This is a genomic window from Enterocloster sp. 210928-DFI.2.20 (genome assembly GCF_020554465.1).
Taxonomy (GTDB): domain Bacteria; phylum Bacillota; class Clostridia; order Lachnospirales; family Lachnospiraceae; genus Enterocloster; species Enterocloster bolteae.
This window is the reverse complement of sequence record NZ_JAJCHK010000011.1, coordinates 36,653-51,235: the sequence shown is the minus strand read 5'-3', so window position 1 is coordinate 51,235 and position 14,583 is coordinate 36,653. Positions and strand designations below refer to the sequence as shown.

The window sequence follows — 14,583 nt, the reverse complement described above, 5'->3', positions numbered from 1 at the left end:
TCAGCTGTATGCCGATAGTCCGTCTTTTCCATACTCTCCCCAAAAGAACATGGCTGGTAATGAATTTTTTTACCAATGTTGTATTCATGCCCTCTGTCCGCTATAATGGTTAATGAACTAACAACCACGATGTAAGCGCAGACGTAACCCAACAGAAAGAGACAGCCCGTTTAACCAGCCTTATCCGCACAAGCGTACAGCATATCAGCCCACAGCCATAAAGGCAGAAGGAGACAACAGCCATGATTCTATATTTTTCAGGAACAGGAAACAGTGAATACACCGCGAAAAGAATCAGAGAAGAGACAGACGACAATATCATGAATCTGGGAGAGAAAATACGCAGCCGCGACTTTTCAAGCATACACTCAGACACCCCGTGGGTTGTGGCCGCCCCCACCTATGCGTGGAGAATTCCCCGCATTCTGCAGGAATGGCTGGAAAAAACAGAACTAACCGGAAACAGGACCATATACTTCGTAATGACCTGCGGCGGAAACATTGGAAACGCAGGCAGGTACCTAAAAAAGCTAACCGACGCAAAAGGCCTCAACTATGCGGGCTGCGCCCAGATAATCATGCCTGAAAACTACATTGCCATGTTCGCCACTCCCACCCAGGAAGAAGCAGCCGGAATAATCCGCGGTTCCCTGAGGGCAATAGACGAAGCCGCCCGGCAAATCAAGGACAGCAGGCCATTCCCCCAGCTTCCCATAACACGAAAAGACAAAATCAACAGCAGCATAGTAAACATCCTCTTTTACCCAATGTTCGTCCACGCCAAAAAGTTCCAGGCAACCAGCGCCTGCACATCCTGCGGCAAATGCGCCGCTATCTGCCCCTTAAACAACATCCGTCTGACAAACGGAACCCCGGTCTGGGGGAAAAACTGCACCCACTGCATGGCCTGCATAAACCGCTGTCCAAGCCAAGCCATCGAATACGGAAAACACACCCAAACCCTCCCCCGCTACACCTGCCCCAAAAGCATATAATGAAAATAAACCAAGCCCTATTTAATCCCACCCGCAAGCGTGGAAGCGCCAGCGGACATGAGAAAGAATAAGCTGGAAAAGGTGTGGGGGACGGGCGGGGAGTTTTGGAGAATTTTACCGAGGGATTACAGCCCCCTCTCCTGGATTAGAGACTGTTCCCGAGGGAACCATGAGCCAAACCTCCCCGCCCGTCCCCCACGCCTTTTCCCGACTCAAATCCCCCGTCCGCGTACCTTCCACCTTACAAATCCAACTTCAAATCCCCATCCTTTATCCACCCCATCCTGCGCAGTACCTCCCCAAACACAAAGGTCAGCACAGCAGGAAGCAGGAAGCACACCAGAAGGATGCCCACCCACATACTGGTTCCGCCGCCCATGGCCGTATATATGCCGATGGGGCCTACCAGCCCGCAGGTACCCATGCCTGACCCGGCCGGGATGTTTTCCAGGCGGAAGACCATGGTGGCTATGGGGCCGGTAATCATGGATGCCAGTGTGGGAGGTATCCAGATACGGGGATTGAGTACAATATTGCCCATCTGCAGCATACTGGTGCCCAGGCCCTGGGCCATCAGTCCGCCGATTTTATTTTCGCGGTAGCTCATAACGGCAAATCCAATCATCTGGGCGCAGCAGCCGGCTGTGGCAGCGCCTCCGGCCAGTCCGTCCAGGGACAGGGCAATGCAGATGGCAGCGCTGCTGATGGGAAGGGTCAGGGCAATGCCGATAAGGGCTGACACCAGGATCCCCATGATGAAGGGCTGCATTTCCGTGGCTGTCTTTACCAGATTTCCGAACCAGTTCATGAACCCGGCCACGCCTGGTCCCACGAACTGGGCCACCAGCACACCGGAGATAATGGTGATGCCGGGCGTTACGATGATATCAAGACGTGTTTCCTTGGATACAATCTTGCCCAGTTCAGCCGCCACAATGGTGGCGACCAGGGCGCCCACAGGACCTCCCAGGGCATTGCCCGCGATGCCTACCGTGGCAGCGGAAAACAGCACCAGCTGAGGTGCCTTTAAGGCGTGGGCAATGGCGATGCCCAGGGCTGCGCCGGTAGCGCTTTTGGCATAGTCGGCAATGACATTGAAAATTTCTATCTGGAACTGCTGGCCCAGGGTACCGAAGATGGTGCCGATGAGAAGGGAAGCAAACAGGCCGAAGGCCATGGCTCCCAGGGCGTCAATCAGATAGGTCTGCACCGTGATGTTTACATTTTTCCGTTTCAGGAATTCTTTCACACTTGATTTTGCCATACTCATATTCTCCCTTTATGGGGCTGAGGAATGTATCGGAATTTATACGCTCCGGAGCCTTTATTTTGTTAGGGATTTTATCACATATTTATAAAAATGCAAGGTTTTTGACTAAAATCGCATTTTTTGTTAAAATATTAACAGATTGCAAAATAATACTGTGTGGGATATAATGGTATGAACAGGGGATATTAACCTGGAAATGAGGTGGACGTTATCGAATTCCAGATTTTATATACACTGCAGGAACTTCGCACGCCTTTGGTAGACGGGCTTATGGTGTTCATTACCTCTCTGGGCGACCACGGATGGTTCTGGATCCTTATGGGTGTCCTGCTTTTTTCATTTCCCAGGACCAGGATATTAGGCGGATGTATGCTTATATCCATAGCAGCCGGATTTCTCCTGGGCAATGTAATGCTTAAAAATATAGCGGCCAGGCAGCGTCCCTGCTGGCTGGATCCTTCCGTGGAACTGCTGGTCGCTGTTCCAAAGGATTTCTCCTTTCCATCGGGGCATTCCCTGGTGAGCTTTGAGGGAGCGGTCTGCATCTTCCTTTTTAACAGGAAATGGGGGATTCCGGCCCTGATGCTGGCGGTGCTTACCGCGTTTTCCAGGCTGTATCTCTTTGTACATTTTCCAACGGATGTGCTGGCGGGAATTGTCATGGGAACCGTAATCGCGTGGTCCGTGGTGAGAACAGCGAAAAGGCGGATGAAAAAAACGGACCGGATGTCAGGGAAACCATGACATGGCGGCAGGCCGGACAACGGATATGGCTATAGAATGACAGAATGAAAGACAGGTGGAAGTTATGTTGGAACGCGCTCCGGGAATTTTTGAAGTGGAGCTTCACAGCAATCAGAAAAGCATTGATGAGATTAAGATATTCCTTATTCCGGGAAAGGATGGGGAGAGAAGCCTGATGGTGGACGCGGGCTTTCGCAGCAGGACGTGTCTGCACGTCATGGAAGAGGCGCTGGGAAAACTGGGAATCACCTATGACAGGCTGGATATATTCCTGACCCACAAGCATCATGACCACTGCGGTCTGGCCAGCGAGTATGCGGCCAGAGGCGCGAGGCTGTTCATGAATCCCCAGGAAGACAGGCATTGCTATGACTGTCTGTACTATAACCATAGCCATGGATCCACGGAGGACCAGCCCCAGGTGCTGCAAAGCGTCGGGGTGACAGAGGATGGGACGCCGGAGATATGGAACATGTTTATGGAAGTAAACCAAAGGATCCGGGAGAACAGGGGATGGGAATTCGAGATTCCGGGATATCCCTATACGCCGGTCAGTGAGGGACGGATTCTGAGCTATGGGGATTATGACCTGGAGACAGTGGGGCTTAAGGGACATACCTACGGGCAGATGGGGCTGTACGACCGGAACCATAAGATACTTTTTTGCGCGGACCAGGTCATTGACGGCATTGTGCCTATTGTGGGCACCACCTATCCCGACGAGCATCTGCTTAAGGGGTATTTTGACTCTCTGGAAAAGCTGAAGCACCAGTATGTGGACTGCCTGATTCTTCCGGCTCACAAGGAGCCCATCCGGGATGTGAAGCGGGTGGTGGACCGGATTGTCTTTGCCTATCTGGATAAGACGGATTTGATCAAGCATATCCTGGACCACGGCCACCACAGGATGACCACCAAGGAGGTGGCGTGTCTGGCTTACGGTATAGACCATGTGCCCAGGGACCAGTCTGAGTTCATCAAGCTTAAGATGGTCATAAGCAAGACCTTTTCCTGTCTGGAATACCTGTATGATGAGGATTTTGCCATCCGTACCCTGGAGAACGGTACCTATTACTGGGAAGCGCCGTAATAAGCCGCGGAGGAAGATGTCAAAAAAGTGCTTGCATATCTTCATATATAGTGTATAGTAGAAGGTACAATAAAAACAGAAGCAGAGTAGGTATATGTGCGTTAAGTGCCGGCTGGACAGGGAGTTGTCAGCTGGACGAAAGAGGATTCCCAAAGGGAAACTGTCTGCGGTACATATGCCGCATCCCGCTGCAACAGAGATAGATGGAGCGGCCTGTTTTATGTGCAGCCGGTTTACGCCGGCCAAAAGCGTGTGTGAAAATCAATGATACAGCACGTTCTCGCACAGGGAAGCCATGTCCGGGCATAATGGTGCACCGGATGGGTTTTCGGGGCCGTTTTTTGTATGCCAGGAAGAAAGGTTCCTGCACCTGCCATTGTATATCTCCGTTTGTAGTCCGTGAAATCTGCAAAGGAGGTAATGAATCATGAAGAAATTAGCAGAACTGTTCGGCAGCTCGTCCCGGGAGCTTAAGAGTGTCAGGACCATCACTGTGTGCGCCATGCTGGCGGCAGCGGCAATCATCCTGGTAAATTTCCGCATCGAACTGACGAACACCCAGAGAATCGGTTTTTCCGGCATACCCAACCAATTAGTGGCCTATCTGTTTGGCCCCGCAGTCAGCTGCCTGTTTGCGGGGGCGCTGGACATCATCAAGTATCTCATCAAGCCGGTGGGGGCCTTCTTTCCCGGCCTGACCCTGGTGACCATGCTGGCTGGCCTGATTTACGGGTTTTTCTTTTATAAGAAACCATTAAAGCTGACCAGGGTGCTGGCGGCCCATTTTCTGGTCTGCCTGGTGTGCAATGTGATTCTCAATACCCTGTGTCTCAGCATCCTGTACGGGCAGGCATTCATGATACTCCTGCCTCCCAGGGTCATACAGAACATAGTGAAATGGCCCATTGATTCCTTTATTTTTTTCAATGTGGCCAAGATGCTGGAGATGTCCGGCGTGTTCCGGGTGGTCAGAGGAAGCAGGGCAGCCGTACAGCGGTAGCAGGAAGAGGCAGCAGAAACCGGCAGAGAAACCGGCAGCAAAAACCGGCAGCCGCCAGGAGAAGATTAAAAGTTATTTATTTAACGGGTGAAGCATTTAACGAGAGCAGAGAGGGACAGATACCGGTTGTCCCTCTCTGTTTACAGCAAAATGCCCTCGGGATTCAGGTATGAACCTGTCCCGGGGGCATTTTGCTGTCAGGTGGTCCGGGCAGGTCAGAACAGTCCCTGAGAATTGCCGGTTTGTCCTGTTAATTTTGCGACGGGCTGTTTTGCAAAAAGTACACCGGCTCTGTTGATTCCCCTGTATGGCTGTGCTATGATTGGGGCTGCAAAAATGAGATGAGAGCAGTTTAGAGGAGGAATCATGCCATGGCAGTTCATGTAATCGACGAAGCCAACCGTTGTCTTCAGTGTAAGAAACCCATGTGTCAGCAGGGATGCCCAATCCACACCCCCATACCAGCCATGATTAAGGCCCTGAAAGAGGGGGGACTGGAGGAGGCAGGGGCCATGCTGTTTTCCAACAACCCCATGTCACTGGTGTGTTCCCTTGTATGCAATCATGAGCGGCAATGCGAGGGCCACTGTGTCCTGGGAAGGAAGGGGCAGCCGGTTCATGTGAGCAGCATAGAGAATTATATATCGGACACATGCCTGGAGCGTATTGACGTCCAGTGCCAGCCAAAGAACGGGAAAAAGGTGGCTGTTATCGGGGCGGGGCCTGCGGGTATCACAATCGCCATCCTTCTGACAAAGAAGGGGTACAGCGTAACCATCTTTGACTCCAGGGACAAGATTGGCGGCGTACTGCAGTACGGCATACCGGAATTCCGTCTGCCCAAGGCGATACTGGAGCGCTATAAGAAAAAGCTTCTGTCCATGGGAATCAGGATTCGTCCCAATACCACCATAGGAGGGGCTCTGGAAATCAAGGACCTGTTCCGGGACGGATATGAGAGCATCTTCATCGGCACCGGCGTATGGCGTCCCAAGAAGCTGGGAATCAAGGGAGAATCCCTGGGAAATGTGCATTTTGCCATTGATTACCTGGCTAATCCGGATGCCTACGACTTAGGGGACAGGGTGGCTGTCATCGGAGTGGGCAATTCCGCCATGGACGTGGCCAGGACCGTCATCCGAAAAGGGTCCCACCATGTGACCCTCTATGCCAGGGGAAGCCATTCGGACGCCAGCCTTCATGAGACGCAGTATGCCATGCTGGACGGAGCTAAATTTGAGTTCAGCAGGAATATTGTGGAAATCAATGACAACGGGCCTGTATTTCAGCAGATACTGTATGATGAGGAAGGCAATGTGACGGGGTATTCCGGGGAAAAAGAGCAGGTTTACGCTGACTCTGTTATTATTTCCATCAGCCAGGGGCCAAAGAGCAAGCTGGTCAATACCACAGAGGGGCTGAAGGCCACCAGAAACGGCCTTCTGCAGACGGACGAACAGGGGGAGACAACAGTGGAGGGAATCTTTGCCTCCGGCGATGTGGTTCTGGGAGCCAAGACCGTGGTGGAGGCAGTGGCCTATTCCAAGACCGTGGCGGATGCCATGGATGCCTATATGAAGGAAAAAGCCGGTAAAGAAAAAAATGAAAAAGACGGGAAAGGACTGGCAGACCGGGAATAACCGTGGTAAAATAGGACTTGAAAACGTTTGCAAAGGAGAAGGATCCATGAAACTGAATACAGGCATGAGATGCCATGATTTATGTCCGAAGATGGAAATGGAGAAGCTGTTTGCCCAGGTAAGGGAACATGATATCCGTCAAATCCAGCTGGCATTCGGAAAGTCCATCAGCGATTATGATTTTACCGCAGGCCATTACAGCTCCGGTTTTGCCCGGACCATTGCCCGGGAGCTGGAGAAGAACCAAATCCATGTGGCTGTGCTGGGCTGCTATATCAATCCTGTCAATCCCATTGAATCCAGACGTCAGGCAGAGGTGGCGCGTTTTATCGAACATATGAAATATGCCAGAATCATAGGGGCTGATATGGTGGGAACCGAGACAGGACGCCTGGATCCGGATTTCAGGGTCACAGAGGAATCCTATACAGAGGACGCCTACCAGCTGCTTTTAAGGAGCATGAGGGAGATCGTGGCTGCGGCTGAGAAGCTGGGAGTTATTGTAGGTGTGGAGGGCGTATTTAACCACACGCTGTACAGCCCTGCCCGGATGAAGCGGTTCCTGGAGGACATTGATTCCCCCAATGTGGAGGTGATACTGGACGCCGTGAACCTGATCCACCCCGAACAGGCGGAGCCGGAGGCACAGAAAGAGGTTATTGACAGGGCTTTTGCATATTACGGCGACCGAATAGGCGCCCTTCATGTAAAGGATTTTGTCTTTGACGGCCAGGAACAGCTGTTCCGCCATGTGGGTGACGGCCTTTTCCGGTATGAACCCCTTATGAGGCATGTAAAGGAGAGGAAGCCCCATATTGCCATGCTGTTGGAGAATTCCAGCAGGGAGCGGTATCATGAAGATGTGAAGTTCTTACAGACGATTTACGATCGGGTGTAGATATGGAACACCCCAAAGCTGATAAAAGGCTTTGGGGTGTCTTTTGATATAGGATAGCCCTATCTGTCCGTCAGATGCGGATACAATCAGGCATTGGCTCCCAGCTCCCGTTTCATTTTCCGGAAGGAAAGAAGGAACAGTGTTACCGTGGTGCATACGGCTATGGTATCGGCAATGGGTTCTGCCACGAATACCGCAAACACTTTGTTTTCAAAGAGGTTAGGCAGAACGTAAATCAGCGGTATCAGCAGGATGACCTTCCGCAGCAGAGCCAGGAACAGGGAGGTTTTGCTGTCTCCGATGGCGATAAAGGTCTGCTGGCATGCCAGCTGGGCTCCAAAGAGCAGGGACGCGGCCATATAGATGCGGATGGACCACTCGCTGAAGGCTGTCAGGGCTGCATCCTGGGTAAAGATGCGGATATACACCATGGGCACAAACATGGCCACAGCCCAAAGTACGGTTGAGTAGGTCATACATGAGGTCAGAAGCAGCCGGAAGGTCCTGCTTACGCGGTCCAGCTTTTTGGCGCCGTAGTTAAAGCTGATAATGGGCTGGGCGCCCTGGGTCAGTCCCTGAAGGGGCAGTAGGGAGAACTGCATCACGCTTCCCATGATGGTCATGGCCCCTACTGCCACATCTCCCCCGTACTTTAAGAGGGAGGTATTAAAGCAGATATTCAGGATGCTTTCCGTGAACTGCATGACAAAAGGGGCCGCGCCCAGCGCAATGGCCGGCATGAGAATTTCCCTTTTGGGCCGCATGAAGCAGGTGCGTATTTTAAGGTAGCTCTTATTCGATATCAGGAACAGGACAACCCAGGCAGCGGAGATTCCCTGGGATATGATGGTGGCCAGGGCAGCGCCCCGAACGCCCATGTGAAACACAAACATGAGAATGGGGTCCAGGATGATGTTGCATATGGCCCCGATGAGCACGGTGTACATACCTGTCTTGGCATATCCCTGGGCATTGATAAAGGCGTTGAGTCCAAGGGCCAGCTGTACAAAAATGGTTCCCAGGGAATAAATCTGCATGTAAGCCCACCCGTACTCTATGGTATTGCCGCTGGCTCCGAACATCAGCAGGATGCGGCGGCCGAAGATAAGGAAGAAGGCAGTCAGCACAACGGCCACGGTTATAAGGGCAGTGGTACAGTTGCCCAGGATGTTTTCTGCTTCGTCCTTCCTGCCCTTGCCCAGCATGATAGATGCCCTGGGAGCGCCGCCCATGCTTACCAGGGCGGCAAAGGCGGAAATCGCCATGATAACCGGGAAGGTGACGCCTACCCCTGTAAGCGCGTTGGCGCCTTCGCCGGGCAGGTGGCCGATATACATACGGTCCACCATATTATACAGAACGTTGATGATTTGGGCTGTAATGGCCGGCAGGGCCAACTGAAAAAGAAGCTTCCCCACGCTGCCCGTGCCCAGGTCCACCTCTTTTGCTTCTTTGTTTTTCTCCATATAAATCTCAATCCTTTCGTATTTCAAAAATAGCCATTTAAATACTATATCTCGAAACCAAGGGAAAGTCAACCAGAGGGCCGGCTGGCAAAAAGCCGAAAAAACAGGCCCTGCCGGACTAAATTTACTCTGCGGGGATACCGGATCTAACCTGTATGGCCTGCTTTTTTATGCGGCAGCCGGAAAGAGAGGAGAGAACAGAACTCACCTTAATTATACATATCATACAAAAAAATAGAATAATAGCGAAAAAAACAGTATTATTTTACAGCTATATGCATAAAAATGTAATTTTATATTGACAGGAATGTCAGATAATATTATAATGCAAATAACAATACAAGTTGTAATAACAATATGTAATAATAAATTGCCAGGAGGTAACAGTATGAGAGACAAAATTGCCGGAGCCCTTTACGGGATGGCCCTGGGCGATGCCATGGGGATGCCTGCCGAGTTGTGGGGAAGAAAGAGAGTAAAGGCCTTTTTTGGACGGATTGAGGGATTCTTGGACGGACCGGCTGAGAATGATGTGGCGTTCAACTATAAGAAGGGCCAGTTCACCGACGATACGGGCCAGGCCCTTGTTCTTCTGGACTCCATTGAGTCCACTGACTATGAACCGGACACCAGAGACATTGCCCTGAGGATGCTGGCCTGGGCTGAGAAGGAAAATGCCTTTGAAAACAATATTCTGGGTCCCACCTCCAAGGTGGCCCTGGCAAATTTCAGGGATAACATCCAGGATTCCAGGATTACGGATAAGGCGCTGTCCAACGGAAGCGCTATGAGGATAGCACCCATCGGCTGCCTGTTCCGGCCGGAACAAAAGGAGGACATTGCCAGATATGTCTACCTGGTGTCAAGAGCCACACACACCAGTGATGTGACCATAGCCGGGGCTGCCATGATTGCCGAGGCTGTGAGTTCGGCTATTGTGAAGGATGACTTTGAGAAAGTAATGGAGGATGTGTTTGGGATTGAGGAGATTGGTTACGGCATGGGCTGCGAGACCTTCAGTCCAAGGCTGGGAGAGCGCTTAAGGATTGGCCTGGACATCGCCGGATCCTATAAGGGGGATGATGAGGGATTTATCCATAAGCTCTACGATGTGGTGGGTACCGGGGTAGGTATTATTGAGTCTGTCCCTGCCGCCCTGTCCGTGGCATACTATGCCCAGGATCCAAACCTGTCCTGCCTGCTCTGTGCCAACATGGCAGGTGACACAGACACCATCGGAGCCATGGCCACTGCTGTCTGCGGGGCATTTACAGGGATGGGAAGGATAAAACCGGAATACATCCGGACCCTGAGGCAGCAGAATGATGCGGACTTTGACCATTACATCCGTATACTGGAAAAGGGAAGGGAGAGATTTGCATGAAAACCCTTGTAATAGGTGCGGCCATCATTGATATTATCATGAAAATAAAGCGTCTGCCTAAAAGCGGAGAGGATATCCTGTGCAGCGAAACCGTGTCCGCGGTGGGAGGATGTGCTTACAACGTGGCAGGTACGCTGCGGGGCTTTGGCGTGGACCACGACCTTTTCGTGCCTGTGGGAAGGGGCATGTACGGGGATATGATCGCAGGCGATTTGGAAAAGCTGGGATACCAAATCCTTATCAGGGAAGAGGAGTCGGACAACGGTTACTGCCTGTGCCTGGTGGAGGAGGATGGAGAGCGCACATTTATCACGGTCAAGGGCGCGGAAGGGCGCTTCAGGCCTTCCTGGTTTGAACAGCTGTCTCAGGATGCCTACGACAGCATCTATGTGGCCGGATACCAGGTGTGCGGTACCAGCGGCGGGGTCATTTCCGATTGGATGGCGGGCGCGAAGGACAGGATGAAGGAAAAACGCGTTTTCTTTGCCCCGGGACCGGTCATAACCGACATTGACCAGGCTGTGATGGAGCGCATCCTTTCAGTGGGTCCCATTCTCCATCTCAATGAAAAGGAAGCCTTTGATTACGCAAAGCAGCCGTCTGTGGAGGACTGCCTGAAGTACCTGTACGGCCTGAATCATAACCTTGTGGTGGTCACCATGGGAGCTTCCGGCACCATGTATTATGACGGCAGCGTGATGAGGCAGGTCCCTGCTTATAAAACACAGGTAAAGGATACCATAGGTGCAGGCGACAGCCATGTGGCTGCCATGATTGCCGGGTACTCCAAAGGGCTGGATACGGAACAATGCGTGAGGCTTGCCAACCGGGTGGCCTCGGCAATCGTTAGCATCCAGGGGCCGGTGATGACCGGGGAAATGTTTGAACAGCAGGATTTTGCGCCGTATATCCTGAACGGGTGCAGTAAACATACGAATGTGGAGGGGTAGTTTAAATGAATAAGATAAAAGAGTTCTTTCGTGATTGGAGTATATTTGAGAAAGTCTGGCTGATTTTCGTGTGTTCCCTGATGACTGTCATATGGTTTATCAACGGGGATACGCCGTTCATGCTTGTCTTAAGCCTTACAGGCAGCCTGAACCTGGTGCTGGGAGCAAAGGGCAAGGTGGCAGGACTTTATTTTGCCATCATCAACAGCGCCATGTACGCGTACCAGTGTCTGGGAATCCCGCTGTACGGCGAGGTCATGTACAATGTGCTCTACAGCATTCCGGTCAGCGCCACGGCCATCTATCTGTGGAAGAAGAACGCAACCAGCGACGGCGAGGTCAGATTCCGTACCATGACGCTTAAGCTTGTGGCAGGGGTAGCCATAGCCACAGCCGTGGGAGTCTGGGGATATTCAGAATTGTTAAAATACATGGGCGGTTCCTTTGCGTTCATGGATTCACTGACCACAGTGGTATCCGTTATAGCCAGTATGCTCTATCTGCTGCGTTATTCCGAGCAGTGGCTTATGTGGGTTATTGTCAACGCTCTGTCTATTATCATGTGGATTATGGTGTTTGTATCAGGGGACACCACGGCCCTGCTTATCATTGTAATGAAAACAGTGAATCTGCTGAATTCCCTCTACGGATACATGAACTGGAGGAAAATATCGCAGAAAACAGCGGAATGAACCCTTTTCTCTCTCCAATAAGTTGAAAGAATGTCGCTCTCAGTATATAATGATAAAAACAAAAAGAGAGCGGATTGAGGTTATTATGAGAGAGAAATTAGCCAAATATGAGCAGATCAGGCAGGATATCATACATAAAATCGAGAGCATGGAATACAGGCCCAACCAGGTCATTCCGTCGGAAAATGAACTGTGCGCATCCTATGGGGTAAGCAGGATTACAGTCAGGAAGGCCATAGACGAGCTGGTTCATGAGGGGCTGCTCTACCGAATCAAGGGAAAAGGAAGCTTTGTCAGGGACCATGGCTCGGAGGGGCTGTCGCGTATCTACAGCTTTACCGAGGCCATTCTCCATCAGGGAAAGACGCCGTCCAAAAAGCTGCTGTCACTGAAGGTGGAGGAAGCAGACGCGGATATAAGGCGAAGGATGGGGCTGGAGGAAGGGGAGGAGGTCTATGTCATCAAGAGCATTTATTATGCGGACGGCAGGCCCTACTGTATCAATACCTCTATCCTCCCAAGGAAGCTGTTTCCCAAGCTGGAGTTATTTGATTTCAACCGCAACTCCCTGTATGAAGTGCTTAAATCCTTTTACCAGCTCTCCTTCACAAAGGCGCGCCAGATTTTAAACGCAACAGTGGGAAGCAGTGAAATCTACGGATATCTGGAGACAGAGCAGAACCAGCCCTTGCTCAGAATCAACGCTGCCTCATTTTGTCTGTACCATGATAATGAAACTGTATTCGAGATATATGAATCCTATATATTGACGGACATCCTCAGCTATTATGTGGAAAAATATAACACGTAAGTACGCTTACGTTAATATATGGGCGGCAAAGCAAGAAAAGAGCGGTCCCTGTTTAAGGCAGGGGCCGCTTTTTGTGGAACAGGAGCAGAAGTCCCATGTAGCTGAAGCTCAGGAACAGAATCTGCACGGCTGTCATGATAAAGAGGGGAAGCTCCTTAAGCCAGAAGCAGGACTGGGAAAATGCCAGGTACATGCCGATGGAAATCAGTAAAAGGAGCACGGGCTTAACTATCATGTTGACGGTATCCCAGCAAAAGGGTACCAGTCGCTTTACCGCCAGGAAGCTCATGAGGGCCAGGGCCAGTTCACTGACCAGCATGCCCCACAGGTATCCCAGGATACCGTATCTGGGAATGGCAAAGAGTACAAACGCCAGCCGTATGACCATGGCAAACACATTCTGGAAAAAGGTGGATGAAGTCCTGCCAAGACCGTTTAAGATGCTTCCCATGGTAGTGGCCAGGTACATAAAGGGGCACAGCCATGACAGGATGGTGATATATGTACCTGCATTCTGATCGTGGAATACACTGACGCCCAGCTGGTTCCCAAAGATGGTAAATATGCCGATGCACAGCACACCCATATAGCAGCTGTAGCGCAGGGACATGGATATCATGGAGGAAATACGGGCCTCGTTGCCGTCGGCCTGGGCTTCGGCCACCGTGGGCAGCAGGAGCACGGCCATGGAGTTGGTGATGGCAGAGGGAAACAGGATGAAGGGCAGGGCCATGCTGGTCAGCACGCCGTATACGGACAGGGCCTCTGAGTTTGTGAGGCCGGAGCTCATCAGCCTGTTGGGGATCCATATGGCTTCCGCGCTTCCCAGGACATTTAATATCAGACGGTTTCCCATAAGGGGAAGGGCCAGAGCCATAAGGGGGGCCGCAGTGGCGCCAAAGGAAAGGGGGATGGCCGGAGCGCGGCGGGAATCCCCGTCTTTGCAGGGCGGGAAGAAGCCAAGGCAGAACACAGTGAACACGGCAGATGCCATCTCACCAATCAGGTGTCCGTATACAGCCAGGCTTACCGTAATCTGGCGTCCGGATTCCAGCCAGATGCTGGCGATGAGGAACACGGCGCCCATGCGTATGACCTGCTCCGCCACCTGGGAAAAGGCGGGGACACGGGCTTTCTGCATGCCGTAGTAGTAACCGTTGATACAGGCGTGGAGGGCTGCAAAGGGAACAGACACTGCCATCACCGGCAGATAGGGGGCGCATCTTGGTTCCAGCAGAAGCTTTTCTGCCAGGAAACCGGCATTTCCATAGATGACCCAGGCCAGGAGAAAGGACATGCCCATGGCAATGACCAGACCCGTCCTGAATACGGCCCTGCCCCTGGTCTGGTTGGCAGCCACGTACTGCGACAGGGCGGTCTGGATGGAGCCTGCGCAGACAGCGAAACAGATACTGAATATGGGGTGCACCATATTGTAAATCCCCAGTCCCTCGGCGCCGATGGTCCTGGACATGAAGATTCGGTAGAAGAATCCCAGTATCCTGCATATGAACCCGGTGGAGGTCAGGAGTAGGGTCCCGGTGATGAAGGCCATTTTCCTGGGTGACAAGCGCTTGGAGACAGGGGAGGATGCGGTCAATGAGTGATTCATAAACGCTCCTGGAGATGGGAATTATTAAAAA

General features: G+C 51.8%; 13 protein-coding genes and 1 riboswitch. Of the genes, 10 read left to right on the top strand and 3 right to left on the bottom strand.

Translation table 11 applies throughout. From position 1 onward, the window contains the following. Window positions 1-242 precede the first annotated feature (242 nt). Window positions 243-995, top strand: a complete 753-nt coding sequence (locus LI015_RS11950; protein WP_227125128.1) for an EFR1 family ferrodoxin — start codon at window positions 243-245, stop codon at window positions 993-995. Window positions 996-1,236: 241 nt separating this feature from the next. Here the strand turns inward: LI015_RS11950 and LI015_RS11945 are convergent, their stop codons facing one another. After that, window positions 1,237-2,259, bottom strand: a complete 1,023-nt coding sequence (locus tag LI015_RS11945) for a PTS transporter subunit IIC (protein WP_227125126.1) — start codon at window positions 2,257-2,259, stop codon at window positions 1,237-1,239. A gap of 207 nt (window positions 2,260-2,466) precedes the next feature. Between LI015_RS11945 and LI015_RS11940 the strand changes: the two genes are divergently transcribed. From LI015_RS11940 to LI015_RS11920, 5 genes are all read left to right on the top strand, one after another. Beyond that, complete coding sequence (locus LI015_RS11940) at window positions 2,467-3,009, top strand: phosphatase PAP2 family protein (RefSeq protein ID WP_002569486.1); 543 nt, start codon at window positions 2,467-2,469, stop codon at window positions 3,007-3,009. A 64-nt stretch (window positions 3,010-3,073) separates the two neighbouring features. Next, window positions 3,074-4,099: an MBL fold metallo-hydrolase gene (locus LI015_RS11935; protein ID WP_002569485.1), complete on the top strand. Its 1,026-nt coding sequence runs from the start codon at window positions 3,074-3,076 to the stop codon at window positions 4,097-4,099. Between the two features lie 80 nt (window positions 4,100-4,179). Then, a riboswitch (THF riboswitch) is annotated at window positions 4,180-4,292 on the top strand. A 234-nt stretch (window positions 4,293-4,526) separates the two neighbouring features. Continuing rightward, window positions 4,527-5,099, top strand: coding sequence for a folate family ECF transporter S component (locus LI015_RS11930; protein WP_002569484.1), 573 nt, complete (start codon window positions 4,527-4,529; stop codon window positions 5,097-5,099). Between the two features lie 371 nt (window positions 5,100-5,470). Next, window positions 5,471-6,739 carry an NAD(P)-dependent oxidoreductase gene (locus tag LI015_RS11925; protein ID WP_227125124.1) on the top strand — a complete coding sequence of 423 codons (1,269 nt, stop codon included), beginning with the start codon at window positions 5,471-5,473 and terminating at the stop codon, window positions 6,737-6,739. A gap of 46 nt (window positions 6,740-6,785) precedes the next feature. Then, a complete protein-coding gene (locus LI015_RS11920; protein ID WP_227125122.1) occupies window positions 6,786-7,637 on the top strand; it encodes a sugar phosphate isomerase/epimerase family protein in 852 nt (283 codons plus the stop codon). An 86-nt stretch (window positions 7,638-7,723) separates the two neighbouring features. Here LI015_RS11920 and LI015_RS11915 read toward each other — a convergent pair whose 3' ends face one another. After that, complete coding sequence (locus LI015_RS11915) at window positions 7,724-9,103, bottom strand: MATE family efflux transporter (RefSeq protein ID WP_002569481.1); 1,380 nt, start codon at window positions 9,101-9,103, stop codon at window positions 7,724-7,726. 388 nt (window positions 9,104-9,491) lie between these two features. On the opposite strand from LI015_RS11915, the gene LI015_RS11910 reads away from it, so the two are divergent. The 4 genes from LI015_RS11910 to LI015_RS11895 all read left to right on the top strand — a co-directional run bounded on the left by LI015_RS11910 (window position 9,492) and on the right by LI015_RS11895 (window position 12,940). Continuing rightward, a complete protein-coding gene (locus LI015_RS11910) occupies window positions 9,492-10,487 on the top strand; it encodes an ADP-ribosylglycohydrolase family protein (protein ID WP_002569480.1) in 996 nt (331 codons plus the stop codon). Further along, complete coding sequence (locus LI015_RS11905) at window positions 10,484-11,437, top strand: PfkB family carbohydrate kinase (RefSeq protein ID WP_118019146.1); 954 nt, start codon at window positions 10,484-10,486, stop codon at window positions 11,435-11,437. The genes LI015_RS11910 and LI015_RS11905 overlap by 4 nt, the downstream gene beginning before the upstream one ends. A gap of 5 nt (window positions 11,438-11,442) precedes the next feature. Next, window positions 11,443-12,129, top strand: coding sequence for a nicotinamide riboside transporter PnuC (pnuC, locus tag LI015_RS11900; protein ID WP_002569478.1), 687 nt, complete (start codon window positions 11,443-11,445; stop codon window positions 12,127-12,129). Between the two features lie 85 nt (window positions 12,130-12,214). Further along, the gene (locus LI015_RS11895) at window positions 12,215-12,940 is read left to right on the top strand and encodes a GntR family transcriptional regulator (protein ID WP_118019147.1); all 726 of its coding nucleotides are present in this window, start codon (window positions 12,215-12,217) and stop codon (window positions 12,938-12,940) included. Window positions 12,941-12,992: 52 nt separating this feature from the next. Here LI015_RS11895 and LI015_RS11890 read toward each other — a convergent pair whose 3' ends face one another. Then, window positions 12,993-14,552 (bottom strand): putative polysaccharide biosynthesis protein, encoded by a 1,560-nt coding sequence (locus LI015_RS11890; RefSeq protein WP_002569476.1) that lies wholly within the window; start codon window positions 14,550-14,552, stop codon window positions 12,993-12,995. Window positions 14,553-14,583 lie beyond the last annotated feature (31 nt).